This is a genomic window from Streptomyces sp. NPDC002232 (genome assembly GCF_042890295.1).
GTDB lineage: Bacteria > Actinomycetota > Actinomycetes > Streptomycetales > Streptomycetaceae > Streptomyces.
The window spans coordinates 1-25,249 of sequence record NZ_JBIARV010000007.1 but is presented as its reverse complement, the minus strand read 5'-3'; the positions used below and the strand labels follow the sequence as shown (position 1 = coordinate 25,249).

General features: G+C 73.8%; 20 protein-coding genes, 1 rRNA gene and 1 pseudogene. 5 read left to right on the top strand and 17 right to left on the bottom strand.

The window, feature by feature from the left end; translation table 11 throughout:
• Nucleotides 1-22 precede the first annotated feature (22 nt).
• The 6 genes from ACFYXU_RS31760 to ACFYXU_RS31735 form a co-directional block, all read right to left on the bottom strand.
• Nucleotides 23-514: a hypothetical protein gene (locus ACFYXU_RS31760; RefSeq protein ID WP_376514633.1), complete on the bottom strand. Its 492-nt coding sequence runs from the start codon at nt 512-514 to the stop codon at nt 23-25.
• On the bottom strand, nt 511-1,536 hold the full coding sequence (locus tag ACFYXU_RS31755) for a ParA family protein (protein WP_030212665.1): 1,026 nt from the start codon (nt 1,534-1,536) through the stop codon (nt 511-513). Before ACFYXU_RS31755 ends, ACFYXU_RS31760 begins: the two co-directional genes overlap by 4 nt.
• 459 nt (nt 1,537-1,995) lie before the next feature.
• On the bottom strand, nt 1,996-3,111 hold the full coding sequence (gene ald / locus ACFYXU_RS31750) for an alanine dehydrogenase (protein WP_329855689.1): 1,116 nt from the start codon (nt 3,109-3,111) through the stop codon (nt 1,996-1,998).
• Nucleotides 3,112-3,257: 146 nt separating this feature from the next.
• Nucleotides 3,258-5,243 (bottom strand): tetratricopeptide repeat protein, encoded by a 1,986-nt coding sequence (locus ACFYXU_RS31745; protein ID WP_389408596.1) that lies wholly within the window; start codon nt 5,241-5,243, stop codon nt 3,258-3,260.
• Nucleotides 5,244-5,957: 714 nt separating this feature from the next.
• The gene (locus ACFYXU_RS31740) at nt 5,958-6,587 is read right to left on the bottom strand and encodes an NUDIX hydrolase (RefSeq protein ID WP_329849739.1); all 630 of its coding nucleotides are present in this window, start codon (nt 6,585-6,587) and stop codon (nt 5,958-5,960) included.
• A 90-nt stretch (nt 6,588-6,677) separates the two neighbouring features.
• Complete coding sequence (locus ACFYXU_RS31735; RefSeq protein ID WP_389461440.1) at nt 6,678-8,333, bottom strand: CTP synthase; 1,656 nt, start codon at nt 8,331-8,333, stop codon at nt 6,678-6,680.
• Between the two features lie 493 nt (nt 8,334-8,826).
• On the opposite strand from ACFYXU_RS31735, the gene ACFYXU_RS31730 reads away from it, so the two are divergent.
• The 3 genes from ACFYXU_RS31730 (at nt 8,827) to ACFYXU_RS31720 (ending at nt 12,670) form a co-directional block, all read left to right on the top strand.
• Nucleotides 8,827-10,629 (top strand): glycoside hydrolase family 15 protein, encoded by a 1,803-nt coding sequence (locus ACFYXU_RS31730; RefSeq protein ID WP_389408595.1) that lies wholly within the window; start codon nt 8,827-8,829, stop codon nt 10,627-10,629.
• Nucleotides 10,518-10,874 carry a BBE domain-containing protein gene (locus tag ACFYXU_RS31725; protein WP_389461152.1) on the top strand — a complete coding sequence of 119 codons (357 nt, stop codon included), beginning with the start codon at nt 10,518-10,520 and terminating at the stop codon, nt 10,872-10,874. The genes ACFYXU_RS31730 and ACFYXU_RS31725 overlap by 112 nt, the downstream gene beginning before the upstream one ends.
• A gap of 173 nt (nt 10,875-11,047) precedes the next feature.
• On the top strand, nt 11,048-12,670 hold the full coding sequence (locus ACFYXU_RS31720; protein WP_329849736.1) for a PucR family transcriptional regulator: 1,623 nt from the start codon (nt 11,048-11,050) through the stop codon (nt 12,668-12,670).
• Between the two features lie 505 nt (nt 12,671-13,175).
• On the opposite strand, the gene ACFYXU_RS31715 is transcribed toward ACFYXU_RS31720, so the two are convergent.
• The 6 genes from ACFYXU_RS31715 to ACFYXU_RS31690 all read right to left on the bottom strand — a co-directional run bounded on the left by ACFYXU_RS31715 (nt 13,176) and on the right by ACFYXU_RS31690 (nt 18,967).
• The gene (locus tag ACFYXU_RS31715; protein ID WP_376514617.1) at nt 13,176-14,261 is read right to left on the bottom strand and encodes a glycosyltransferase family 4 protein; all 1,086 of its coding nucleotides are present in this window, start codon (nt 14,259-14,261) and stop codon (nt 13,176-13,178) included.
• Nucleotides 14,262-14,411: 150 nt separating this feature from the next.
• Complete coding sequence (locus ACFYXU_RS31710) at nt 14,412-15,137, bottom strand: hypothetical protein (protein WP_376514619.1); 726 nt, start codon at nt 15,135-15,137, stop codon at nt 14,412-14,414.
• Nucleotides 15,134-16,876: a DNA repair protein RecN gene (recN, locus tag ACFYXU_RS31705; RefSeq protein ID WP_361393608.1), complete on the bottom strand. Its 1,743-nt coding sequence runs from the start codon at nt 16,874-16,876 to the stop codon at nt 15,134-15,136. The genes ACFYXU_RS31710 and recN overlap by 4 nt, the downstream gene beginning before the upstream one ends.
• An 84-nt stretch (nt 16,877-16,960) precedes the next feature.
• The gene (locus tag ACFYXU_RS31700) at nt 16,961-17,884 is read right to left on the bottom strand and encodes an NAD kinase (RefSeq protein WP_376514621.1); all 924 of its coding nucleotides are present in this window, start codon (nt 17,882-17,884) and stop codon (nt 16,961-16,963) included.
• Complete coding sequence (locus ACFYXU_RS31695; protein WP_376514623.1) at nt 17,881-18,696, bottom strand: TlyA family RNA methyltransferase; 816 nt, start codon at nt 18,694-18,696, stop codon at nt 17,881-17,883. The genes ACFYXU_RS31700 and ACFYXU_RS31695 overlap by 4 nt, the downstream gene beginning before the upstream one ends.
• 7 nt (nt 18,697-18,703) lie before the next feature.
• Nucleotides 18,704-18,967, bottom strand: coding sequence for a hypothetical protein (locus ACFYXU_RS31690; RefSeq protein WP_329849728.1), 264 nt, complete (start codon nt 18,965-18,967; stop codon nt 18,704-18,706).
• 42 nt (nt 18,968-19,009) lie between these two features.
• Between ACFYXU_RS31690 and ACFYXU_RS31685 the strand changes: the two genes are divergently transcribed.
• Nucleotides 19,010-19,357: an SCP2 sterol-binding domain-containing protein gene (locus ACFYXU_RS31685; RefSeq protein WP_361393606.1), complete on the top strand. Its 348-nt coding sequence runs from the start codon at nt 19,010-19,012 to the stop codon at nt 19,355-19,357.
• A 9-nt stretch (nt 19,358-19,366) separates the two neighbouring features.
• Here ACFYXU_RS31685 and ACFYXU_RS31680 read toward each other — a convergent pair whose 3' ends face one another.
• Nucleotides 19,367-20,233 (bottom strand): ABC transporter ATP-binding protein, encoded by an 867-nt coding sequence (locus ACFYXU_RS31680; protein WP_389461149.1) that lies wholly within the window; start codon nt 20,231-20,233, stop codon nt 19,367-19,369.
• A 144-nt stretch (nt 20,234-20,377) separates the two neighbouring features.
• Nucleotides 20,378-21,454, bottom strand: coding sequence for an HAD hydrolase-like protein (locus ACFYXU_RS31675; protein WP_376514627.1), 1,077 nt, complete (start codon nt 21,452-21,454; stop codon nt 20,378-20,380).
• Nucleotides 21,455-21,532: 78 nt separating this feature from the next.
• Here ACFYXU_RS31675 and ACFYXU_RS31670 point away from each other — a divergent pair, with 78 nt between their 5' ends.
• A complete protein-coding gene (locus ACFYXU_RS31670) occupies nt 21,533-22,828 on the top strand; it encodes a DUF1015 family protein (RefSeq protein ID WP_389408591.1) in 1,296 nt (431 codons plus the stop codon).
• 62 nt (nt 22,829-22,890) lie between these two features.
• Here ACFYXU_RS31670 and ACFYXU_RS31665 read toward each other — a convergent pair whose 3' ends face one another.
• The 3 genes and pseudogenes from ACFYXU_RS31665 to rrf all read right to left on the bottom strand — a co-directional run.
• Entirely contained in the window at nt 22,891-23,721 is an 831-nt protein-coding gene (locus ACFYXU_RS31665; RefSeq protein ID WP_376517776.1) for a hypothetical protein, read from the bottom strand.
• A 15-nt stretch (nt 23,722-23,736) separates the two neighbouring features.
• A pseudogene (locus tag ACFYXU_RS31660) lies at nt 23,737-24,747 on the bottom strand (hypothetical protein); the annotation flags it as partial.
• A gap of 411 nt (nt 24,748-25,158) precedes the next feature.
• Nucleotides 25,159-25,249: ribosomal RNA gene (gene rrf / locus ACFYXU_RS31655) — 5S ribosomal RNA — on the bottom strand; the annotation flags it as partial.

Sequence of the window (25,249 nt, the reverse complement as noted above, 5' to 3'; positions counted from 1 at the left end):
GACGGCAGCCCGCAGGCTACCGTCAGCGGCCGCGCAGGCGGCGGACGAGGATGCTCGCGTCGCCGCGGGACTCCAGGTCCGCCAGGACGACCGCGACGGCCTCCCGGACGATCCGGCCCCGGTCGACGGCGAGACCGTGCTCGCCGCGGAGCACCAGCCGGGCGTGCTCCAGGTCCATCAGCTCCTCGGCGGAGACATAGACCGTGATCTTCTCGTCGTGGCGCTCGCGGCCGCTGGGCCGCCGGTTCGCGGTCCGGGCGCCGCGCCGCCGGGCCGCCGCCGGAGCGGGCACCGGGGCGGTGGGAGCGGCCTTGCCGGCCGGTCCCTCGGGCTCGGCCGTCCTCGCGCGGGGCTCCGCGGCCTCGGAGTCCGCCGGAGCGTGCTCCGCGGAGCCCTCGGCCGCCGCCGTGTCGCTCTCGGCCGCGGGGGCCGGGACCGGGCGGCGGGGTGCGGACGCCTGGAGCGCCGTCCCCCCGGTCGTACGGAAGAGTTCGTCGGCTCCGGGCAGACTCACTCGGCGTGACACCGGGCGAGCACCTCCCTGGCGAGCTGGCGATAGGCGGCGGCGCCCACGGAGTTGGAGGCGTACGTGGTGATGGGCTCACCAGCGACCGTGGTCTCCGGGAAGCGCACGGTCCGCCCGATGACCGTGTGGTACACGTGGTCGTCGAAGGCCTCGACGACGCGCGCGAGGACCTCACGGCTGTGCACGGTCCGGGAGTCGTACATCGTGGCGAGGATGCCGTCGAGCTCCAGCTCGGGGTTGAGCCGCTCCTGGACCTTCTCGATGGTCTCGGTGAGCAGCGCGACTCCGCGCAGGGCGAAGAACTCGCATTCCAGCGGCACGATGACCTTGTGAGCCGCCGTCAGGGCGTTCACGGTCAGCAGGCCGAGCGAGGGCTGACAGTCGATCACGATGTAGTCGTAGTCGTTCATCAGCGGCTTCAGGGCCCGCTGGAGCGTCGACTCGCGCGCGACCTCGCTGACCAGCTGGACTTCGGCGGCCGAGAGGTCGATGTTGCTCGGCAGCAGGTCCATGTTGGGCACCGCGGTCTTGAGGAGCACCTCGTCCGCCGACATGCCCCGCTCCATGAGCAGGTTGTAGACGGTGAGGTCGAGCTCCATCGGGTTCACGCCGAGGCCGACCGACAGGGCTCCCTGCGGGTCGAAGTCGACGAGCAGCACCCGCCGCCCGTACTCGGCGAGCGCGGCGCCCAGGTTGATGGTCGACGTGGTCTTGCCGACGCCGCCCTTCTGGTTGCACATCGCGATGATCTTCGCGGGTCCGTGGTCGGTCAGGGGACCCGGGATCGGGAAGTACGGCAGAGGCCGTCCGGTGGGGCCGATCCGCTCGCGGCGCTGGCGGGCAGCGTCGGGTGCGAGGGTGGCCGCGTACTCCGGGTCGGGCTCGTACTCGGCGTCGGGGTCGTAGAAGTGCCCCTCGGGCACCTCGTCGTAGGCGGCGAAGTGGGTGGACTCTCGGCCCATCTCGTTGCCGGCCGTGGCGTTCACGTGTAGGCCGTCCATCGTCTTCATCGTGTGGGCACTCGTCATGGGCTGGTGCGTCGCGAAGGTCCGCACCGCGACGGAGCCGATCGGGGCACCTGGCGCGCCGCTCCCGGGAGTAATTGTCGACTCATTCACAAGTCGTCTTACCTCCTTGGATGTCACCAGGAACATTTATCGATAGGTCAGCGTGGCACCATGCCGACGGTTGGCGACTCTATGGCGTGTCACCGCTCCGCAGCAACACAATCCGCCGGACCCGGCCCGATGTGTCGGCAACCGAACACCTCTCTGTCAAGGGTGCGCAGGCATGCATCCACACGTTTCAGGGGTGCGCGAAACGGTTAAAGGGTTACGTTCGCGGCGAGTTGCCCGAACGTTTCGCCGGGCCCGAGACACGGCCGGCCGGACCTTGTCGAACAAGGTCCGGCCGGGTGCGTGATATTGACGGCACGCGTTGACGGGGACGGCGTCAACGGGCTCTCGGGGTCAGGCCAGGAGGCTGGCCAGCTCGACGTGCTCGAGGTTGTGCGCCTCGGCGACCTCCTTGTAAACCACCTTGCCGTCATGGGTGTTGAGACCCAGGGCGAGCGCGGCGTCGCGGCGCAGCGCCTCGACCCAGCCGTTGTTCGCCAGCGACACGATGTAGGGCAGCGTGGCGTTGGTGAGGGCGTAGGTGGAGGTGTTCGGGACGGCGCCCGGCATGTTGGCGACGCAGTAGAAGACCGAGTTGTGGACCTGGAAGGTCGGCTCGGCGTGGGTGGTCGCGTGCGAGTCCTCGAAGCAGCCGCCCTGGTCGATGGCGATGTCGACAAGGACACTTCCGGGCTTCATCTTGGCGACGAGCTCGTTGGTGACCAGCTTCGGGGCCTTGGCGCCCGGGATGAGGACGGCGCCGATGACGAGGTCGGCCTCGACGACGGCCTTCTCCAGCTCGTAGGCGTTGGAGACGATCGTCTTCACCTTGGTGCCGAAGATCTTGTCGGCCTCGCGGAGCTTGTTGATGTCACGGTCGAGCAGGGTCACGTGGAAGCCCATGCCGACGGCGATCTGGGTGGCGTTCCAGCCGGAGACGCCGCCGCCGATGACGACGCACTCGCCGGCGTGGGTGCCGGGGACGCCGCCGGGGAGGACACCGCGGCCGCCGACGGAGCGCATCAGGTGGTAGGCGCCGACCTGCGGGGCCAGGCGGCCCGCGACCTCGGACATCGGGGCGAGCAGCGGGAGCGCGCGGTTGGCGGTCTCGACCGTCTCGTAGGCGATGGCGGTGGTGCCGGACTCCAGGAGGGCGTCCGTGCACTCGCGGGAGGCGGCGAGGTGCAGGTAGGTGAAGAGCGTCTGGTCCTTGCGGAGGCGGTGGTACTCCTCCGCGATGGGCTCCTTGACCTTGAGCAGCAGGTCGGCGATGGCCCAGACCTCGTCGGCGGTGGGGAGGATCTCGGCGCCGGCGGAGACGTACTCCGCGTCCGTGATCGAGGAGCCGACACCGGCGTTCTGCTCGACGAAGACCTGGTGGCCGTGGCGGACGAGCTCGTGGACACCGGCGGGGGTGATGGCCACGCGGAACTCGTTGTTCTTGACCTCGCGGGGGATGCCGACCTTCATCGTCGATCACGGTCCTTGAATCAGGGGGATATCTGGGGCACTGCGATACATACCCGGATGCACGGGGGCGCACCGGGGCAGACCACGTTCGAACGCGGCTCACCCAGTCTAATGAAGGAGTTCCTGCTGTCTAGCCTTTCAAAGTACTAATCTTCGACGGAGCCACTGCGGATTTCGTAGGCAGATGATTCCGTTTCCAGGAGTCTCTCCGCCGCGGACCGGTGCAGACCTGCGGCCGCGGGGTCGCCGAGCCGGTCGAGGGTGTCGGCGAGCCGCAGCTGGAGCGCGGCCTGGAGCCGGGTGTCCTGGGCGCGGCGGGCCCACTCCACCGCCTCCTCGCAGGTCCGCAGGGACTCCTCGGGCCGCCCTGCGTACTCCTGGACCCGGGCCGCCTCGCTCAACGCCCGTGCGTAGCCGGGGAGATCGGACAGCCTCCGGTAGCCGGCCGCGGCGGCGCGCCAGCTCCGCAGGGCCTCGCCGTACCGCCCGGCGTAGGTCTGTACGGCCCCGAGGCGGGTGTACAGCCGGGCCTGGTCGGGGCGCTCGTCCCGGGCGAGGCGCTGCGCGAGCGCCCGCCCGTACCAGTCGCCGGCCCGCTGCCAGTCCCCCAGCTCCTGATACGAGCCACCTACGGATTCCATTGCGCGACCGGTCGCATACGGATCATTTGCTACGCGTCCGGCCTCCAAAGCCGACCGATATCGCAGAAGTGCGTCCTTCGTCCTGCCGGTCCTGGCATCGAGGTCGGCCAGGTTCAGGAGGGCTGCGGCCCGCTCCCGGTGCAGCCCGTGCCGCTCGGCGACGTCCAGGACCAGCCGGTGCAGGCCGTACAGCTCGGGAGCGGCGGCGTCCGCCCCCCGGTGCGCGGCGAGCGCCCGCACCAGGGAGGCGACCAGGCGGCGGGCCAGGGTGTCGAGCTCGCCGTCGGCGACCGCGAGACGGGCGGAGGCCAGCAGCACGGACTGCCGGGTGTCCAGCCAGGAGGCGGCCGCGGCCCGGCCCGGGAAGCGCAGGGCGCGCGGCAGACCGGCCAGCTTGCGGCGGGCGGGCGAGCCCTCGGGCTCGGTGACCGCACGGCAGGACTGGAGGAGCCGTACGGTCCGCTCCAGCATCCGGGCCCGGGCGAGCTGCACCTCGGCGGGCCGGTCGCGCTCCTCCAGCTGAGCGCGAAGCAGCGGGACGAGGTGCGCGCGCACCTCGTACTGTCCGTCCTCGCCGCCCGCGACGAGGCCGAGGGCCTCGAAGTCGGCGAGGGTGGTCGCGGCCGCCGAGACCGAGCAGCCGGCCAGGGCGGAGGCGGTGTGGGCGTCGGCCCGGCCCAGCGGGGCCAGGGCGAGGAATCGCAGTATGCGCGCGGCGGTGGCGGGCAGCGCCTCGTGCGCGAGCAGGAAGGAACGCGTGAGGGGGTCGCCGCTGAGGCCGTGCAGCCGCTTGGCGAGGTCGGCCACGGAGGCCTTCGGCTGCGAGGACAGCCAGCCGCCGGCGAGGACGACCGCGGCGGGCAGCCCCCCGCACTCCTCGACGAGGGTCTCGGCGGCCTGCGGGTCGACGGTGACGCGGACGGAACCCGTGAAGGAGGTCAGCAGTTCGATGGCCGACTTCGGATCGAGCCCGCCGAGGGTGCAGGGCCGCACGTCCGGGATGCCCGTCAGCGGCCCTCGGGCGACCCCGATGACCAGAGTGTCGGGATTGTCGGGGATCAGCGGGTCGGCCTGCTCGGCGTCGACGGCGTCGTCGAGGACGAGGACGGCCCGGCGGTCCGCGAAGGCGGCCCGGACCAGCTCACTGAGCTCGTCCTCGCCCGCCCCCGGAGGTTCGGCGACGCCCAGCGCGGCGAGCAGTTCCTGCGCGGCCCGCGCGGTGGGCACGGGGTCGCCGCCGGGCTCGGTGAGCCGGGCGCGGAAGATCCCGTCGGGGTAGCGGTCGGCGAGACCGGCGGCCAGCTCCTCGGCGAGCGCGGACCGGCCGGAGCCGGGCTTGCCGGCGATGAGCAGGACGCGCGCGCGGGGTGCCTTCCGGCCGGTGAGGGTGTCGAGGCCCGTCCGTTCGATGTCGGCGCGCAGGGCCTTCAACTCCCGCTGCCGGCCGAAGAACTGCCGGCTGCCGGCCGCCGCCACAGCCTGATCCGTCACGGGCCACGCTCCCGTCCACCTGCGCACTCGCCTCTCCCGCGGGGGGCATCCGCACGGGCGATTCCGAGCGTAGTTCAGGGGGCGGGGCGGACCTGGCGGTCCGGGCCGGGCACGTCCCCCGATCGGATCAACACATCGTCAGACCGCGACCCCCACAACGGCCCTGCTGCGGGCACCGCCCCCGCCGTGGCGGGCCCGCGCCCCGCCGTCGCGGGCGCCCCCGCCGACCCCCGTCGTGGGCCGCGCCCCGCCGTTGTGGGCAGGCGTTCCGCAAGGGGCGGAACGGGTGGGCACAACGGAACGGCGCCCTGCCGGCGCCAGAGGCTCCTGCGCCTGAACCCGCACCCCCGTGCACGGCCACTGGGCGGTGCGGGCCAGGGCACAGGACGCGGAGGCGCCGCGAGAGGGCGCCGTCCCGTGTGCCCACCCGTCCCGCCCAGCGGGACGATTGCCCACACGGGCGTGGGCGACGGCACCGCCCGAAGCGGGCGCGGGCACACGGGCGCGGGCGAAGGCCCGCACGCGGCCGCGGGCACACGCGGAGCGCACCGCCCTGCCAAGGGCCCAGATCCCGGCGCGGGGCGCACCGCCCCGCCCAAGGCGTGGCCCCGCACGGCCGCGGGCACACGCGGGGGCCCCGCCCCACCAGGGCCCAGCCCCCACCGAGGCACCGCCCAGGCCGCCGCCCGCCGAGGCGCCGCCCCGCCCCGCCCCCTACGCCTCGAACGGCCGGGCCGGCCAAGGCGCGGTCGCCGGGCGGAGGGCGTCCAGGCCGTCGCCCGCCCGTGCCGCCGCCAGCGACAGCACCCCCACCACCAGGCAGTTGTTGTGCAGTTCGCCCGCGAGGACGCCCCGTACCAGATCCGCGAGCGGCACCCGGGCGAGCTCCATGTCGGCCTCCTCCTCGGAGACCTCGTACCGCTCGCCGTCCGCCTCCGAGAGGTCCCGCGCGAGGAAGATCCGTACGGCCTCGTCGCAGCCGCCGGGCGTCGTGTAGACGTCGGCGAGGACCCGCCAGTCCTCCGCCTTGACGTGCGCCTCCTCGTACAGCTCGCGCTGGGCCGCGTGCAGCGGGTTCTCACCGGGCACGTCGAGGAGCCCGGCGGGGATCTCCCAGAGCTTCTGGCGGACGGGGTGCCGGTACTGCCGGAGCACGACGACGCGGTCCTCCCCGTCCAGGGCGAGGACGGCCACGGAGCCGGGGTGGACCTGGTAGTCGCGGCGGACGACCGAGCCGTCCGGCATGACCACGTCGTCCGTGCGGACACTCGTCTTCTTGCCCGTGAAGGGGGTGGCGGTGGCCGCGACGCGCCACTCCTCCGGGGTGTCCTGCACCTGCTGCATGAGCTGTCCTCCCACATGACCGCATACGAAAGCCGGGGCGAGGAGTCCCGGTGAGGACCCTCGCCCCGGCTACGTTAACGCGCCGTACCGCTACGCCGTGATGCCCGTCTTGCGCGCGACGGCCGCCTTCACCAGGCCCGCGAAGAGCGGGTGGGGGCGGGTCGGGCGGGACTTGAGCTCCGGGTGCGCCTGGGTGGCGACCAGGTAGGGGTGGACGTCCCTCGGGTACTCGACGAACTCGACGAGCTTGTTGTCCGGGGAGGTGCCGGAGAAGACCAGACCGGTCTTCTTCTCCAGCTCCGCGCGGTACGAGTTGTTGACCTCGTAGCGGTGGCGGTGGCGCTCCTCGACGTACGGCTCGTCGCCGTAGGCCTCGCGGACGACCGAGCCCTCGGCGAGCTTCGCCGGGTAGAGGCCCAGGCGCATCGTCCCGCCCAGGTCGCCCGCGCCCTCGACGTACGCGAGCTGCTCCTCCATCGTGGAGACGACGGGGTGCGCGGTGGCCGGGTCGAACTCGGTGGAGTTGGCCTCGGGGATGTCCGCCAGGTTCCGCGCGGCCTCGATCACGATGCACTGGAGGCCCAGGCAGATGCCGAGCAGCGGCACCTTGTTCTCGCGGGCGTACTGGATCGCGCCGACCTTGCCGGAGACACCGCGGTCGCCGAAGCCGCCGGGGATGAGGATGCCGTCGATGTCGCCGAGCTGCTTGGCGGCGCCGGCCGGGGTCTTGCAGTCGTCGGAGGTGACCCACTTGACCTTGACCCGCGCCTTGTTGGCGAAGCCGCCGGCGCGCATGGCCTCGGTGACCGACAGGTAGGCGTCGGGCAGGTCGATGTACTTGCCGACGAGCGCGACGGTGACCTCGTGGTCCGGGTTGTGGACGCGGTCCAGGAGGTCCTCCCAGACGGTCCAGTCCACGTCGCGGAAGGGCAGGTCGAGCTTGCGGACGACGTAGGCGTCCAGGCCCTCGGTGTGCAGCACCTTCGGGATGTCGTAGATCGACGGGGCGTCGATGGCGGCGACGACCGCGGCCTCGTCGACGTCGCACATCAGCGAGATCTTGCGCTTGATGGCGGTCGGGACCTCGCGGTCGGCGCGCAGCACGATCGCGTCGGGCTGGATGCCGATGTTGCGCAGGGCGGCGACGGAGTGCTGGGTCGGCTTGGTCTTCAGCTCGCCGGAGGGGCCGATGTAGGGCAGCAGCGAGATGTGCACGACGAAGACGTTGTCGCGGCCGACCTCGTGGCGGACCTGGCGGACGGTCTCCAGGAAGGGCAGCGACTCGATGTCGCCGACCGTGCCGCCGACCTCGGTGATGACGACGTCGACGTCGTCGGTCGCCATGCGGCGGATGCGGCCCTTGATCTCGTTGGTGATGTGCGGGATGACCTGCACGGTGTCGCCGAGGTACTCGCCACGCCGCTCCTTGGCGATGACCTGCGAGTAGACCTGGCCGGTGGTGACGTTGGCCGAGCCGTCGAGGTCGACGTCGAGGAAGCGCTCGTAGTGGCCGATGTCCAGGTCGGTCTCGGCGCCGTCGTTGGTGACGAACACCTCACCGTGCTGGAAGGGGTTCATCGTGCCCGGGTCGACGTTCAGGTACGGGTCGAGCTTCTGCATCGTGACCCGCAGGCCGCGGGCCTTGAGGAGCGCACCCAGGCTGGAGGCGGTGAGCCCCTTGCCGAGCGAGGAGGCGACACCCCCGGTGACGAAGATGTGCTTGGTCGTCGTGGTGTTGGGCGGCATCGCCAAGAGGGGGCTCCCGTGGTCGCGTTCTGGAGGTGCGTACCGGCGTCCCCTCCGGAAGAATCGGGGGGTGCCGTCGCTGCGGTTTCGGGGTCCTCGGCTGTCGCCGTTTCCCACCGGTCCACGGGGTACCAGGGTATCAGCGACATCGGGAGGGCGCTTCCGGCCACACGCGGCAGTCGGGTGTTCACGGAGGGCGACACGGTCGTCGCGGACGGAGCCGGATCGGCTCACCCGAGTGGAGCAGCGGGGTGCTCGTGTGATCACTATGGTCCTGGGGGTGGCACGTATTCTGCTCGGACATCCCCCGCAGAAGAAGGCCGGCGTCATCCGCCGGGCAGGCCGGCGGCACCCGTCGCGCAGGCCGGCTTCGCCCGTCACGAGGACCGGCTCATCCCGCACACTGGCGTGGCCGACACCTCACAGACATCACGCACATCAGCAGGAAGCGCCCCTCAGGGGCGGACGTGGCCGTACGACTGGAGTGGAGCACGTGGCCGGGCGCATCGAGGATTACGCACTCATCGGAGACATGCAGACCGCAGCGCTGGTCTGCCGGGACGGCAGCGTCGACTGGCTGTGTCTCCCCCGCTTCGACTCGCACGCGGTCTTCGCGGGACTCCTCGGCACCGAGGAACACGGATTCTGGAGAGTGGGACCGGCGGTTCCGGCGGACGCGGAGCCCGCGCCCGCCGACCGGCGCCGCTACCGGGGGGACTCGCTGATCCTGGAGTCCGAGTGGGACACCCCGCGCGGCACCGTCCGGGTGACCGACTTCATGCCGCCGCGTGACGGCGCGCCGCAGCTGATCCGGATCGTCGAGGGCGTCTCGGGCCGGGTGCGGATGCGTTCCTCGCTACGGATGCGGTTCAGCTACGGCCGGATCGTCCCCTGGGTGCACAAGGTCGGGGAGCGGACGGTCGCCGTCGCCGGGCCCGACTCGGTGTGGCTGGACACGGACGCCGAGACCCACGGCAAGGACCTGACGACGTACTCCGACTTCACGGTCATGCCCGGGGAGCGGGTCACCTTCACGATCTCCTGGCAGCCCTCCCACAAGGAGCAGCCGGCGCTGCCGGACCCGGAGGGCGCGCTGGAGGCGACCGCCGACTTCTGGCGCGAGTGGGTCGACCACTGCACGTACCACGGCCCCTACCGGGAGGCCGTGATCCGCTCGCTGATCACCCTGAAGGCGCTGACGTACGCGCCGACCGGCGGGATCGTCGCCGCGCCGACGACCTCGCTGCCGGAGGAGATCGGCGGCGTCCGGAACTGGGACTACCGCTACACCTGGCTGCGGGACGCGGCGATCACCCTCTCCTCGATGCTCCGCACCGGCTACCGCGAGGAGGCCCGCGCCTGGCGGGACTGGCTGCTGCGCGCCGTCGCGGGAGACCCGGAGAACCTCCAGATCATGTACGGCATCGCGGGCGAGCGGGAGCTCGGCGAGGCGGAGCTCGACTGGCTGCCGGGGTACGAGAACTCCGGCCCGGTCCGGGTCGGCAACGGCGCCGCGAACCAGCTCCAGCTGGACGTGTACGGCGAGGTCACGGAGGCCCTCCACCTCGCGCACATGACGGGCCTGTCCCGGAACGACTACGCGTCCCTGCTCCAGATCAAGCTGATCAACTATCTGGAGAAGAACTGGGACCAGCCCGACGAGGGCATCTGGGAGGTCCGCGGTCCGCGCCGCCACTTCACCCACTCCAAGGTGATGGCCTGGGTGGCCGTCGACCGCACGATCAAGCTGATCGAGTCCGGGGACGCCGACGGCCCGCTGGAGCGCTGGCGCGAGCTGCGCGACGACATCCACCGGGACGTCTGCGAGAAGGGCTACGACAAGGAGCGGAACACGTTCACGCAGTCGTACGGCTCCCGGGAGCTGGACGCCTCGCTGCTGCTGATCCCGCAGATGGGCTTCCTGCCGCCGGACGACAAGCGGGTCATCGGCACGATCGAGGCGATCCAGCGCGAGCTGTCCACGGAGGACGGCTTCGTGCTGCGGTACCCGACGGCCGGCGAGGAGGCCGGTGTCGACGGTCTGGAGGGCGACGAGGGCGCGTTCCTCGCCTGCTCGTTCTGGCTGGCGGACGACCTGGCGATGATCGGCCGGGTCGACGAGGCCCGCACCCTCTTCGAGAAGCTGCTCGCGCTCCGGAACGACCTGGGGCTGCTCGCCGAGGAGTGGGACCCGCGGCTCCAGCGGCAGGTGGGCAACTTCCCGCAGGCGTTCAGCCACGTCCCGCTGATCGACACGGCGCTGCGGCTCACGGCGAGCGGGGCGTACGGGGGCTGATTCGGGCGTACGGGGCTCGTACGGGGGCGGGGTGGCCCCGTACGGGGCTGGTACGGCGGCTGGTCGGGCGTACGGGGGCTCGGGCGCTCGACGCGACGTACCTGAACTTCGTCGGCGCCGAGGGCGAGCAGCGGATCGTCTCCTCCTTCGGCGAGGAGAACTTCCGCCGGCTCGCCGACGTGAAGGCCGCGTACGACCCCGAGAACGTCTTCCGGTACAACCAGAACATCCCCCCGGCCGGCTGAGCCGTCACCGGCGGCCGGCGGGCGCTCCCACGGGTGACGTAGGCCACAGTCGACAGGCGGTCGCACAATTCCGGCCACAGTGCGACGAGTTGTCGCCCCGGTGTACGAACGGTCGGGGCCCGTGACCGTGCGGTGATGTCGTCGCGTCACGGACGCGGGTAGCGTCCGGGCCCATGGACAATCAGGGCGGGATCACCGTGCAGCGGGCGCTGGAGCTCCCCGGGCTGCGCGGCGGGCTCCCGGAGGTCGTGGCCGGCGCGGACCGGCTGCACCGCACCGTGCGCTGGGTGCACGCGGGCGAGGTGCCGAACATCGCGTCGCTGCTCAAGGGCGGCGAACTGCTCCTCACGACGGGCCTCGGCCTGGGCACCCGCCCGGCCGAACAGCGGGCCTTCGTCCGGCGGCTCGCCGACCGGGGCATCGCCGCGCTCGTCGTCGAGCTGGGCCCGCGCTTCGCCCGCCTCCCGGCGACGATAGTGGAGACCGCGCGGGCGGCCGGGCTGCCGCTCGTCCAGCTCCACCGCGAGGTCCCCTTCGTCGCCGTCACGGAGGAGATCCACACCGAGATCGTCAACGGCCACTACGCCCTCCAGCGGCAGGCCGAGGAGGTCCACCGGCAGTGCACGGAGGCGCTCCTCGGCGGCGGCGGGGTCCCGCAGGTGCTCCGCATCCTCTCCGACTTCGCCGCCAACCCGGTCTTCCTGGAGACCGCCGACGGACAGCTGCTGTACGCGGCGGGCACCGAGTCCGCGCCCGCCGACCCGCTCCAGGTGTGGGACGGACTGCGCGGCCAGCGGGCCGCCCGCGAGTCCGGCCCGCCCACCGGGACCGTCCTCGTCGACGTGCCCGGCGGCGGCCCGGGGACGGGCTCGGTACGGGCCCGCCTCGTCCTCCTCGCGGTCTCCGGCGCCCTCTCCGCCGTCCACCGGATGGCGGCCGAGCGGGCGGCGGGACTCCTCGCGGTCGTCCTCATGCAGGCGCGCCAGGAGGAGGAGCTCGCCGCGCGCGGCCGGGGCGACTTCCTGACGGACCTGGCGGAGGGCCGGATCTCGGCGGAGGACGCCCCGGCACAGGCGCGGGTCCTGGGCTTCAGGCCCGGGGACGGCCCGCTGCTGCCGGTGGTCATGCGCCTGGCCTCGGAGCTGTCGCCCTCGGGCAATTGGGCCCTGCTGGCCCGGGCGGTCCACGAGGAGCTGTCCTCGGTCGGCGTACCGGCCCTGCTCGGCGTCCGCCCGGTGGAGGGCCGTGTGCCGCTGCTCCTGGGCCTGCGCTCGGAGTCGGAACGGACGGCGGTCGCCGACCGGGTCGCCGCGGCGCTGCGCGCAGGCGTGGAGCGGGCGGGCCTGGAGCGCGCCGGGGGGCATCCGCCGGTCGTCGTGGTCGGCGTCGCGGGCGGCTGGGCCGCGGCCTCCGCGGGCCTGCGGCACGCGGCGGAGACGGCGACGGCGGCGCAGGGCCTGTCGGACCGTCCCTGGTACGACGCCCGGCGCCTGGACATCGACCTGCTGCTGTGGCGGCTGCGCGACCATCCCGACCTGGCGGCCTTCGTGGACCGCGCGATCGGTCCGCTGCGGGACCACGACCGCACGTCCCGGCCGCCGCTGCTGCCGACCCTGGAGACCTATCTGGCCCATGCGGGCCGCAAGGCGGAGACGGCGCGCGAGCTGCACCTCAACCGGCAGACGCTCTACAACCGCCTGGCCCGCATCGCGGAACTCCTGGGCACGGACCTGGACGACCCGCAGACGGTCCTGGCCCTCTCCCTGGCCCTGAGAGCCCGCCGGCACACGCCCTGACCCACCCCCGGCCCGCCCCGTCGCGGGGCCCGCCCCGGTGTGGCCCCGCGCCCCGTGCGGGCCCACACCCGGTGCGCCCCGCGCCCGCCGGTCCGCTCCGGACCTCCGCCCCGCCGCCCGCGCGGGCCCGCGCGCCCCGGTGGGGCCTTGCCTCCGGCCACGCCCCGTGTGGGCAATCGTCCCGCTGGGGCGGGACGGGTGGGCACACGGGACGGCGCCCCTTAGCGGCGCCTCCGCGTCCTGTGCCCTAGCCCGCACCACGCGTGACGGGCACGAATCGGTGCGGGTCCAGGCACAAGAGCCTCTGGCGCCGGCAGGGCGCTGGTCCGTTGTGCCCACCCGTTCCGCCCCTTGCGGAACGCCTGCCCACAACGGGGCCGACGGGGCACCTGCCGTAACGCGCGGGCGCGACGCACGGGCGGGGCGCCGCCCACAACGGTGGGGCGCGGGCTCACAACGGGCCGGGCGCGAGTCGTGACGCGCGGGCCCGCAACGGCGCCCGGCCCTACCGGAGGGACGCCAGTTCGTCGTATACCGACAGGACGTGCGCGACCGTCTCGTCCTCCGTCGGCCACGTCCCCGCCTGCACCCGCCCCGCCGCCGCCAGGTCCATCCGGCGTTCCGCGTCGTCGAGGAGGCCCCGTACCGCCCCCGCCAGCGCCCCCGCGTCCCCGTACGGCACCAGTTCCGCCGCGTCGCCGACGAGTTCGGGGACGCCGCCGACGGCCGTCGCGACGAGCGGCACGCCGAGCCGGAGCGCCTCCTGCGCGAGCAGCGCGCGGGCCTCCCAGCGCGACGGCAGCACGGCGACGTCCGCCGCGGCGAGCAGCTCGGCCACGTCGTCCCGGCGGCCGATGAGCCGGACGGGGAGCCCTTCCTCGAAGATCCGCCGTTGCAGGAAGGCCCGTTCACGCCCCTCGCCGGCGATCACGAGCAGCGGCTGCGGGTCGAGCTCCCGCCACTCCCGGGCCGCGTCGAGCAGCGTCCGGTATCCCCGGCCGCGTTCGAGCGCTCCGACGGCCATGACGAGCGGGCGGTCGACGGCGCCGAGTTCGGCGCGGGCCTTGCCGTCGTGGAGGCAGACGGGGCCGCGCGCGGGCGGCACGGTGACGGGCGCGAGGCGGGCGTCCCGGGCCCCGCGCCGCCGGGCCCGGTCGACGAGTTCGGAGGAGGTGCCGAGGACGACGGTCGCGGCGCGCGCGGTGGTGCGTTCGAGGATCCGCAGCGCCCCGCCGCGCGCCCCGTCGGCGGGGGTCCGGCTGTGCCAGGTGGTCACGAGGGGCGCCGCGCGGCCGCCGCCGGCGAGCGCGAGCGCGGCCCGTACGGAGGCCTGGAGGCCGTGCGCGTGGACCACGTCCGCGCCGATGCATGCGTTGCGGAGCGCGGTGACGGCCGCCGGGTCGCCGAGGCGCGGCAGGGGCACGAAGTGTGCGCCGGCGCCCAGGTAGTCGTAGGCGCGGTCGAGTTCGGCCGGGGCGCAGACGGTCACCCGCACGCCCCTCGCCACCAGCCCCGAGGCAAGTGATCGGACGTGCGCGCTGCTGCCCGCGCCGCCGCCGCCCAGCACTTGGACCGTACGGAGCTGTGTCACGCGCCCAAGGATGCCAGTCCGCGCCCCCGACCGTACGCACGTTCCGGCACCGGAACGGCGTCGTTCCGCCGTGCGGGAGGCGTGCGGCGCGGGCACGCACTCCACGGGTTCACCCACACGGGTGAGCGCACCGGCGTGGCGCACACGCCCTCAGGCGGAGGCGGCGCGCTCCCCCCACACGGCGGCGGCCACGAGACCGGCCGCGTGCGCGGCGAGCCCGAGGCGCCCGTTGGAGGCGGCGACGGCGCTGCCGACGGCGGCGCCCAGCGCGTGCGCGCCGGTGTCCCCGAGCATGGTCTCCTCGCCGAGGTCGGCGCCGAGGAGCGCGGCGGCGGCCCCCATCGGCGCCGCGGCGAGCGTTCCCCGCAGCAGGCCGGGCGCGGCGAGCCCGAGCACCAGGAGGCCCGCGCGTCCCGGCCGTACGTCCACGAGGTTCACCAGGTGGGCGGTGCCGGCGATGACGACGCCGGCGAGGACCTTGTCGACGGGCTTCTCCCGCAGGAGGGCGCCGGCCGCGAGGGAGGCCGCGCCGATGCCGAACAGCTTCACGGCCCCGCTGGTCACCTCGCCCGCGCGCAGCGCCTCCAGGTGGGCCCGGAAGCCGCGCCGGTGGTCGCCCCGCAGGTCGTCGTACCGGCCGCACACGGCCGCCGCGGTGACGGCCAGGGCGGCGGCGGGTGCCGAGGGCAGGACGGCGGCGGCCGAGCCGAGCGCGGCGGCGGGGCCGCCCTGGAGCCCGACCGGCCGGCCCGCGTGGTTGGTCCGCTCCCAGTCGTCGGGCTTCCCGGGCGGGCGGCGGCGCAGCTGCCCGTACGCGAGACGCGTGGCGCCGAAGGCGGCGGCGAAGGTGCCGAGCCGCCCCGGGGCCCGCGTCATCCGTCCGCCCGGGCGGTGGCGAGCAGCTCCTCGGCGTGGGCCCTGGCGGTCTCGGAGTCCTCCTGGCCGGCGAGCATCCGGGACAGCTCCCGGACGCGCTCCTCGCCCTCCAGGACGGTGACGCCGGAGCGGGTCACGGAGCCGTCGTTGGTCTTCTCGACGAGCAGCTGCCGGTCGGCGAAGGCCGCGACCTGCGGGAGGTGGGTGACGACCACGACCTGGGCGGACCTGGCGAGCTTGGCGAGACGGCGGCCGATCTCGACGGCCGCCTTGCCGCCGACGCCCGCGTCGACCTCGTCGAAGAGGTACGTGGGCACCGGGTCGACCCCGGCGAAGACGACCTCCACGGCGAGCATGACCCGGGACAGCTCGCCGCCGGACGCGCCCTTGGCGATGGGCCGGGGCGGGGCGCCGGGGTGCGGGGCGAGCAGCAGCTCGACCTCGTCGGCGCCGGACGGGCCGTAGGCGACGCGCCGGCCGCCGACCTCGACGCCCTCGGGGTCCTCGGTCTGGGCGATGGCGAAGGACACGCGCGCGTGGGGCATGGCCAGCGAGGCGAGCTCGGCGGTGACCGCGTCGGCGAACCGGGCGGCGGTCTCCGTGCGCGCGTCGGTGAGCCGCTGCGCGAGCACGGAGAGGTCGTCGCGCAGCCGGTCCCGCTCGGCGGTGAGCTCCTCGATGCGGTCGTCGTCGCCGTCGAGCTCGCCGAGCCGCCCGGCGCTCTCCTCGGCCCAGGCGAGGACGGCGCCGATGTCCTCGCCGTACTTCCGCGTCAGCTGGGTCAGGGCGGCCCGCCGTTCCTCGACGGCGGCGAGGCGCAGCGGGTCGGCGTCCAGGTCGTCGGCGTATCCGGCCAGTTCCTGCGCCACGTCCGACAGCAGGATGGAGATCTCGCCCATCCGGTCGGCGAGCCCGGCGAGTGCCGGGTCGTGCGACCGTACGGCTTCCAGGGCCCGGCCCGCGCCCGCGACGAGGGTGGTCGCGTCGACGGCCTCGGGGTCCTCGGGCTGGCCGACGAGCGCGCCGTGCGCGAGCGCGGCGGCGGAGGCGAGGGCCTCGGCGTGGCCGAGCCGCTCGGCCTCGGCGGCGAGCTCGACGTCCTCGCCCGCACGCGGCTCCACGGCCTCGATCTCGCCGAGCCCGAAGCGCAGCAGATCGGCCTCCTGGGCGCGTTCCCTGGCCCGGGTGGTGATCTCTTCCAGTTCGGTGGTGACGGTCCGCAGCCTCCGGTACGCCTCGCCGTAGGCGGCGAGCGGTTCGGAGACGGCCCCGCCCGCGTACCGGTCGAGCGCGCCGCGCTGCCGGGCGGGCTTGAGCAGGCCCTGCTGGTCGGTCTGGCCGTGGACGGCGACGAGCTCGTCGGCGAGTTCGGCGAGCAGCCCGACGGGCACGGAGCGCCCGCCCACGTGGGCGCGCGAGCGTCCCTCGGCCGAGACGGTGCGGCTGACGAGGAGCACGCCCTCGTCGAGCTCGGCACCGGCCTCCTCGGCCCGTACCGCGACGGGCGCGCCTGGGGGCACACTGATCCGGCCCTCGACGACCGCCGAGGCCGCGCCGATCCGCACCAGGGCCGCGTCGGCCCGTCCGCCGAGCAGCAGCCCCAGGCTGGTCACGACCATCGTCTTGCCCGCACCGGTCTCACCGGTCACCGCGGTGAAGCCGGGCGACAGCTCGACCACCGCGTCGTCGATGACCCCGAGCGACCGTATCCGCATCTCCTCCAGCACGCCCCAGACCATACGAGGTTTCCCGGGTCGGATGCGACATCGCCCCCGGGCGTAACCCTCGGGCGTGCCGCTCGTTGCGCCCCGCCGGGAGGGGTGTCAGCGCGGTGCGCCCCGCCATCCCGACACGGGCAGGGCGAACTTGGCGACGAGCCGGTCGGTGAAGGACGCGTGGTGCAGCCGGGCGAGCCGGACGGGCACGGCGCCGCGCCGCACCTCGACGCGCGCGCCGGCCGGGAGCTCCACGGTCCTGCGCCCGTCGCACCACAGCACGCCGTCCGGGGTGTGCGGCTCGACCTCGACCGTGAGCACCGACTCGGGGGTGGTGATCAGGGGCTTGGCGAAGAGGGCGTGGGCCCCGATCGGGACCATGAGCAGCGCCTCGACCTCGGGCCAGACGACGGGGCCGCCCGCCGAGAAGGCGTAGGCGGTGGAGCCGGTGGGTGTCGCGCAGATCACCCCGTCGCAGCCGAAGCCGGTCACCGGCCGGCCGTCGATGGCGAGCACGACCTCCAGCATCCGTTCCGGCGAGACCTTCTGCACGGCGGCCTCGTTGAGCGCCCAGTCGCGGTGCAGGACGTCGCCGTTCTCGTACACGGTGACGTCGAGGGTCATCCGCTCCTCGACCTCGTACGCCTTGGTGACGACCCGGTCGACGACCTTGTCGAGGTCGTCGCGCTCGGCCTCCGCGAGGAAGCCGACGCGTCCCAGGTTGACGCCGAGCATGGGCACGCCGGAAGCGCGGGAGAACTCGGCGCCGCGCAGCAGGGTGCCGTCGCCGCCGAGGACGACGAGGAGTTCACAGCCGTCGAGCGCGTCGGAGCAGGCCTCCGGCACCCTCTCGACGGACGGCGGCAGCGGCAGGTCCGCGGCCTCGGCCTCCAGGACGCGGACGCCGATGCCGCAGCGCAGCAGCCCCAGGACGACCAGTTCGGCGCTGCGCACGGCGGCCGGCCGGCCGGTGTGCGCGAGCAGGAAGACGGTGCGTGCCGTTCCCGATGGTGCTGCTGCCGTTGAGCTCAACGAGGTCCCTCCGCCACGGCGCGGTCGACGTCCGCCGGATCCAGCGCGGGCGCGCCTGCCCGCAGCCACAGAAAGTACTCGACGTTGCCGGAGGGCCCGGGCAGCGGGCTGGCCGTGACGCCGAGGACGCCGAGGCCGAGCTCGGCGGCCCGCCGGGCCACGTTCTTCACGGCGTCGGCGCGGAGTTCGGTGGACCGTACGACGCCGCCGGTGCCGAGCCGCTCCTTGCCCACCTCGAACTGCGGCTTGACCATGAGGACGAGGTCGGCCCCGGGGGCCGTGCAGGCCGCGAGGGCGGGCAGGACGAGGCCGAGCGGGATGAAGGACAGGTCGCCGACGACGAGGTCGACCGGGACGCCGTCGATCGCCTCGAGCGTCAACTCGCGTACGTTCGTGCGGTCCTTCACGGTGACGCGCTCGTCGCTCTGCAGCGACCAGGCGAGCTGTCCGTAGCCGACGTCGACGGCGACGACGTGGGCGGCGCCCGCGCGGAGCAGGACGTCGGTGAAGCCGCCGGTGGAGGCTCCGGCGTCCAGGGCGCGCCGCCCCTCGACCTCCAGGCCCAGGGGCACGAAGGCCTCGAAGGCGCCGGCGAGCTTGTGTCCGCCGCGCGAGACGTAGTCGGGGTCGGAGTCGTCCTGGACGACGACGATGGCCGCGGCGGTCTCGACCTGGGTGGCGGGCTTGGTGGCGACGGTCTTGCCGACGGTCACCCGGCCCGCGGCGATCAGCTGGCTGGCGTGCTCGCGCGAGCGCGCGAGCTTGCGCCGGACCAGCTCGGCGTCGAGACGGCGGCGTGCCACTCCTGCCACGTTCGGTTCAGCTCCTGTTGTCGTGCGGACGGGGGGCGGGGTGCGTGTCGAGCGAGGTCAGCTCGGCGCGCAGTCCACGGTGTACATCCTCGTACACCTCCAGGTGTCCGTCCGCCGGGAGGTGGTCCACCTCGGCGAGACGCGCGAGACCGGCGTCGACGGCGGGATGTCCGGTGAGCTCCAGGGCGACTCCGAGCGGCGCGGGCCCGGCGGGCTCGTACGCCTCGGCGGGGGCCGGCTCCTGGGGGGCTTCGGGGCGGGGGTCGCTCATGCCCCGACGCTATCGCGAAGCCCTGGGGTACCGTCGACGGCGATGGCGACGATCACGGAGTGCCGCGGCGCACTGGACAGACTTTCGGACAATCTCGCGCGGGCGGACGACGGCGTGCGGGGTGCGGCCGCGCTCGACCGCAGCCTGAGCTGCCACATCACCGACCTCGACACGACGTTCACGGGCCGCCTCGCGGAGGGCCGGATCCGGGTCGACGGGACGGTGGAGGGCCCTCCCCCGGGCAAGGCGCAGATCCGGCTCGCGATGACCGGGGACGACCTGGTGGCGATGGTGGACGGGCGGCTGAACTTCGCGAAGGCCTGGGCCTCCGGCCGGGTCGGCCTGGAGGCCGGTTTCCGCGATCTGCTGCGACTGCGGTCGCTGCTGTAGGCGCCGCGGTCACTTCCGCAGCGCGGGCTCGCGGGCGGCGGACTCCTCGGCCGGCGCCGGGGCGGCGGTCCGCGCGCGTGCCTTCCGTCCGGCCGGCACGACCAGCGGCGTCCCCGTCTCCGGGTCGTCGATGACCTGGCAGCGCAGCCCGAAGACCCGCTCGACGAGCTCGGCGGTCACCACCTCCGCCGGCGGTCCCTCGGCGACGATCCGGCCGTCGCGGACCGCGATGAGGTGCGTCGCGTACCGGGCCGCGTGGTTGAGGTCGTGGAGGACCGCGACGAGCGTCCGCCCCTGCGTCTCGTGCAGCTCGGCGCAGAGGTCGAGGATGTCGATCTGGTGCTGGATGTCGAGGTAGGTGGTGGGCTCGTCGAGCAGCAGCAGGGGCGTCTGCTGGGCGAGGGCCATGGCGATCCAGACGCGCTGCCGCTGACCGCCCGAGAGCTCGTCCACGTACCGGTCGGCCAGCTCGGCTACGCCCGTCGCCGCCATCGACTCGCGGGTGACGCGCTCGTCCTCGGGGGACCACTGGCGCAGCAGCCCCTGGTGCGGGTAGCGGCCGCGCGCGACGAGGTCGGCGACGGTGATCCCGTCCGGGGCCACGGACGTCTGGGGCAGCAGCCCGAGCGTCCTGGCGACCTTCTTCGCCGGCATCGTGTGGAGGGACTGCCCGTCGAGCAGGACGTGGCCCTCGGTGGGCTTCAGCATGCGGGAGAGGGCGCGCAGGAGGGTGGACTTGCCGCAGGCGTTGGGCCCGACGATGACGGTGAACGAGTGGTCGGGGATCGCCACGGACAGGTCGCGGGCGATGACCCGCTGCTCGTACGCCAGGGTGACCGCTTCCGCGCTCAGGCGCTGCCGCTGCCGCTCGTCCATACCCGCGCTCCCGCTTCCTCGTCCGTGACCGGGTCCTGCGGTGACGACCACGACCCACGGGAAGTTAGGTTAGCCTACCCAACCTCGCACGACTCCGGGGGTGCAGCGCCTCTCGGGGTGCGGCACCTCCCGGACCCTGGGCCGTCACACCCCGAGCGTCTCCAGCGCCTTCCCCGCGTCCGGCACCCGCCCACCCGCACGGTCCGCCTCCGACCAGGCCGCCCCGCACAGCGCCCGCACCCCGTCCAGCACATCGGCCCCCTCGCCCGGCGCGGCGTCGAGCACGAGCTCACCGCCGCTCACGGAGGCCCGCCATCCCCCGCACGCGAAGCCGCCGTCCCCGTCCGCGGCGACCTCGGGCTGACCCGTCAGCAGCCCCCGCAGATCCGCCGCCACGTACGTCGGCCGGTGAGCGGGTACCGCCGCCAGCAGCTGGGCCACGTCCGTGACCCCGGTCAACACGAGCAGCGAGTCCACCCCGCCGTTGAACGCGCCCTCGATGTCCGTGTCCAGCCGGTCCCCCACCACCAGGGGCCGCTCCGCCCCCGTCCGCAGCACCGTCTCCCGGTGCATCGGCGGCAGCGGCTTCCCCGCGACCTTCGGCTCCGCCCGGCCCCCGGTGGCGATCCGTACGACCTCCACCGCGGCCCCGTTCCCCGGTCCGATCCCCCGCGCCCCCGGAATGGTCAGGTCCGTGTTCGAGGCGTACCAGGGCACGCCCCGCCCCACCGCGTACGCCGCCTCCGCGAACCTGGCCCACGGCATCCCCGGCCCGCCGTACCCCTGCACGACCGCCACCGGGTCGTCGTCCGCCGACTCCACCGGCACGAGGCCCCGCTCGCGCAGCGCCACCCGCAGCCCCTCACCGCCGACGACCAGCACCCTGGAACCCCCGGGCACCTCGTCCGCGATCAGGCGGGCCACCGCCTGCGCCGAGGTCACGACGTCCCCGGCCTCGGCCGGCACGCCCAGCTCCGTCAGGTGCTCCGCCACCTCACCGGGCGTCCGCAGCGCGTTGTTGGTGACGTACGCGAGATGCATCCCGCCCGCCCGGGCCACCCCGAGCGCCTCCACGGCGTGCGGCACGGCCTCACCGCCCGCGTACACGACACCGTCCAGGTCCAGGAGCGCCGTGTCGTACGCCTCGCTCAACGCGACCGCGCTGCTCCCGGGGCTCTTCCTGCCGCCGTCGGACTGCCCCTGGCCGTTCCGCACCGTCACCGCGCACTCCTCAGATCACCGGGTGAATTCCCCCACTCCCCCGATCATCGCTCATGCCCGCCGCCATACGATGACAGGATGAACACATCAGGTCACGCGGCCGACGACGTCCGCGCCGACGCCACAGGTCTGCGCCTGGCCCCGTTCCGGGGACTCCGGTACGTCCCCGAGCGGGTCGGCAGTCTCGCCGCCGTGACGTCCCCTCCCTACGACGTCGTCGTACGACCTGACGGGCTGCTCCATCTGGAGTCCGCGGACCCCCACAACATCGTCCGGCTGATCCTCCCGCAGGCCGTCACCGCCGGCACCCGCCACCGCAAGGCCGCCGTCACGCTCGACCGCTGGCTCGCGGACGGCGTCCTCGCCCCGGACCCGGAGCCCGCGCTCTACGTGTACGAGCAGCACGGCGACGGCGTCCTCCAGCGCGGCGTCATCGGCGCCCTGGAGCTCTCCACCCCGGCCGAGGGCGTCGTCCTCCCCCACGAGGACGTCATGCCGCACGTCGTCGAGGACCGCGCCGCCCTCATGCGGACCACGGCGGCCAATCTGGAGCCCCTGCTCCTCACGTACGTCGGCGGCGACGAGGGCGGCGCCGACGCGGTCATCGAGCGCACGGTCCGGCGCGAGCCCCTGCTCTCCACCACGACGGAGGACGGCTTCCACCACCGCCTGTGGTCGGTCACGGACCCCGCCGAACTCGCCACGATCGCCGACGAGCTGAGCCGGCACCAGGCCCTCATCGCCGACGGGCACCACCGCTGGGCGACGTACCTCCGGCTGCGAGAGGAGCACGCGGCTCCCGGCCCCTGGAACTACGGCCTGGTCCTCCTCATCGACACGGCCCGCTACCCGCTGCGGGTCCGCGCCATCCACCGTCTCCTCAACCGGCTCCCGGTCGCCGACGCCCTCGCGGCCCTCGGCGACGCCTTCCGGGTGCGCCGCGTCGACGAGCCCCTCCCGGCGGCCCTGGAGGCCCTGGAGGCCGCCTCGGCCGAGGGCAACGCGTTCCTCCTCGCGGGGGACGGCGCCTTCCACCTGCTCGACCGCCCGGACCCGGCCCTCCTGGAGCGCACGATCCGCACGGACCGCCCGCGGGCCTGGCGGACCCTGGACGCCACCGTCCTGCACTCGACGCTCCTGGAGCACGTCTGGCACATTCCGGACGCCCCCGAGGACATCGCCTACATCCACGACACGGTGGCGGCGGTGGAGCAGGCGGAGCGCCGCGGCGGTACGGCGGTCCTGATGCACCCGGTGCGCGAGGAGGTCGTCCGCGACCTCGCCCGCCAGGGCGTCACGATGCCCCGCAAGTCGACGTCCTTCGGACCGAAGCCGGCGACGGGCCTGGTGCTGCGGAGCCTGGCGCTGGACTGAGCGGACGGAAACGAAGAAGGGCGGCACCCGGAGGGTGCCGCCCTTCTCACTGTTCCACCGGATCAGCCCTTGTCGCCGTCGCGGTCGTCCTCGTCGGCCTCGTCTTCGTCGTCGTCCTCATCGTCCTCGTCGTCCTCGTCATCGAGGTCGAGCTCGACATCGACGACGTCGCGGGCCTCGGAGGCCTCCGGCGCGTCCGACTCGTCCTCGTCCTCGTCGAACGCGTCGACGAACTCGACGCCGTCCATCTCGGCCAGACGGTCGGAGGCGTCCGTGGCGCCGTCCTTGTCGGCCTCCAGGGCCTTGGCGAACCACTCGCGCGCCTCGCGCTCACGGTCGGCGGCCAGCAGCGCGTCGGCGTACGCGTACCGCAGGCGCGCGGTCCACGGGTGCACCGCGCTGGAGGCGAGCTCGGGGCTCTGGAGGGTCACGATGGCCGCGTCCAGCTGCCCCAGGTCGCGGCGGGCGCCGGCGGCGACGAGCCGCATCTCCACCTGCCCGGCCTTGTCCAGCTTCTGCACCTCGGGCTCACCGGCCATGGCGAGGGCCCGCTCGGGGCGGCCGAGCCCGCGCTCGCAGTCGGCCATGACGGGCCACAGCTCGACGCCGCCGCTCATCCGGCGGGCCGCACGGAACTCGGCCAGCGCCTCGGAGTACTTCTGCGTCGCGTACGCGGCGAAGCCGGCCGCCTCACGGACGGCGGCGACGCGGGACGCGAGTCGCAGGGCGACGCGGGAGTAGCCGTAGGCCTTCTCCGGGTCCTCGTCGATCAGCTGGGCGACCATGACGAGGTTGCGCGAGACGTCCTCGGCGAGCCCCTTGGGGAGGCTCATGAGCTCCTGGCGCACATCGGGGTCGATCTCCTCGCCGGTGACCTCCGGCGGGATGGGCAGGCGCTTGATCGGCGCGCGGTCGCCACGGTCGCGGTCGTCCCGGCGGCCGAAGCCGCCCCGGTCGTCACGGCCCCGGTATCCGCCACGGTCGCCACCCCGGTCGTCACGGCCGCGGAACCCGCCTCGGTCGCCGCCACGGTCGTCCCGGCGGAAGCCACCGCCACGGTTGTCGCCGCCACGGTCGTCACGACGGAAACCGCCACCACGGCTGTCGCCACCGCGGTCGTCACGACGGAACGACGAGGGACGCTCGTCCCGACGGAAGCCACCGCCGCCACGGTTGTCATCACGCGAGGGGTACGAGGGGCGGTCGTCCCGACGGAACGACGAGGGCCGCTCGCCACCGCGGTCATCACGGCGGAAGCCACCGCCACCGCGGTTGTCGTCCCGACGGTCGTCACGCTGCCCGTACGAGGGACGGTCGTCGCGACGGAAGCCACCGCCACGGTTGTCCCCACCACGGTCGTCACGACGGAAACCGCCGCCACCGCCACGGTTGTCGTCGCGCTGTCCGTAGGAGGGACGGTCGTCACGGCGGAAGCCACCGCCACGGTTGTCGCCGCCACGGTCGTCACGACGGAAACCGCCGCCACCGCCACGGTTGTCGTCCCGACGGTCGTCACGCTGCCCGTAGGAGGGACGGTCGTCACGGCGGAACGACGAGGGACGCTCGTCACGACGGTCATCGCGACGGAAGCCACCGCCGGCACGGTTGTCGCCGCCACGGTCATCGCGGCGGAAGCCGCCACCGCTGCGGTTGTCGTCGCGCTGCCCGTAGGAGGGACGGTCGTCACGGCGGAAGCCACCGCCACGGTTGTCCCCACCACGGTCATCGCGACGGAAGCCACCGCCACCACCGCGGTTGTCGTCCCGACGGTCGTCACGCTGCCCGTACGAGGGACGGTCGTCGCGACGGAAACCGCCACCACGGTTGTCACCACCGCGATCGTCGCGGCGGAAGCCACCGCCACGGTTGTCACCGCCACGGTCGTCACGACGGTTGTCGCCACCGCGATCGTCACGGCGGAAGCCGCCACCACGGTTGTCCCCACCACGGTCGTCACGACGGAAACCGCCGCCACCGCCACGGTTGTCGTCCCGCTGGCCGTAGGAGGGACGGTCGTCACGGCGGTGGCCACCGCCACGGTTGTCGCCGCCACGGTCGTCACGACGGAAGCCACCGCCACCGCCACGGTTGTCGTCACGGCGCGGCCCGCGGAAGCCGCCCCGGTCGCCACCGGCACCGTCCCTGCGACGCGGCTCGCGCTCCGGACGGTCGTCGGGAGAGTTGGTGGACATCGGTGTGACTCCTGTCTTCGGGTACTTCAGTCATTCTCGCGCAGCCGGCACTCGGCCGCGCATCGGAAAAAGTCAAGCAAAAAACAAAAGGACCCCTGGTCCCAGCGTGAACGCTGGGACCAGGGGTCCTGAAGAATTGTTCGGCGGCGTCCTACTCTCCCACAGGGTCCCCCCTGCAGTACCATCGGCGCTGAAAGGCTTAGCTTCCGGGTTCGGAATGTAACCGGGC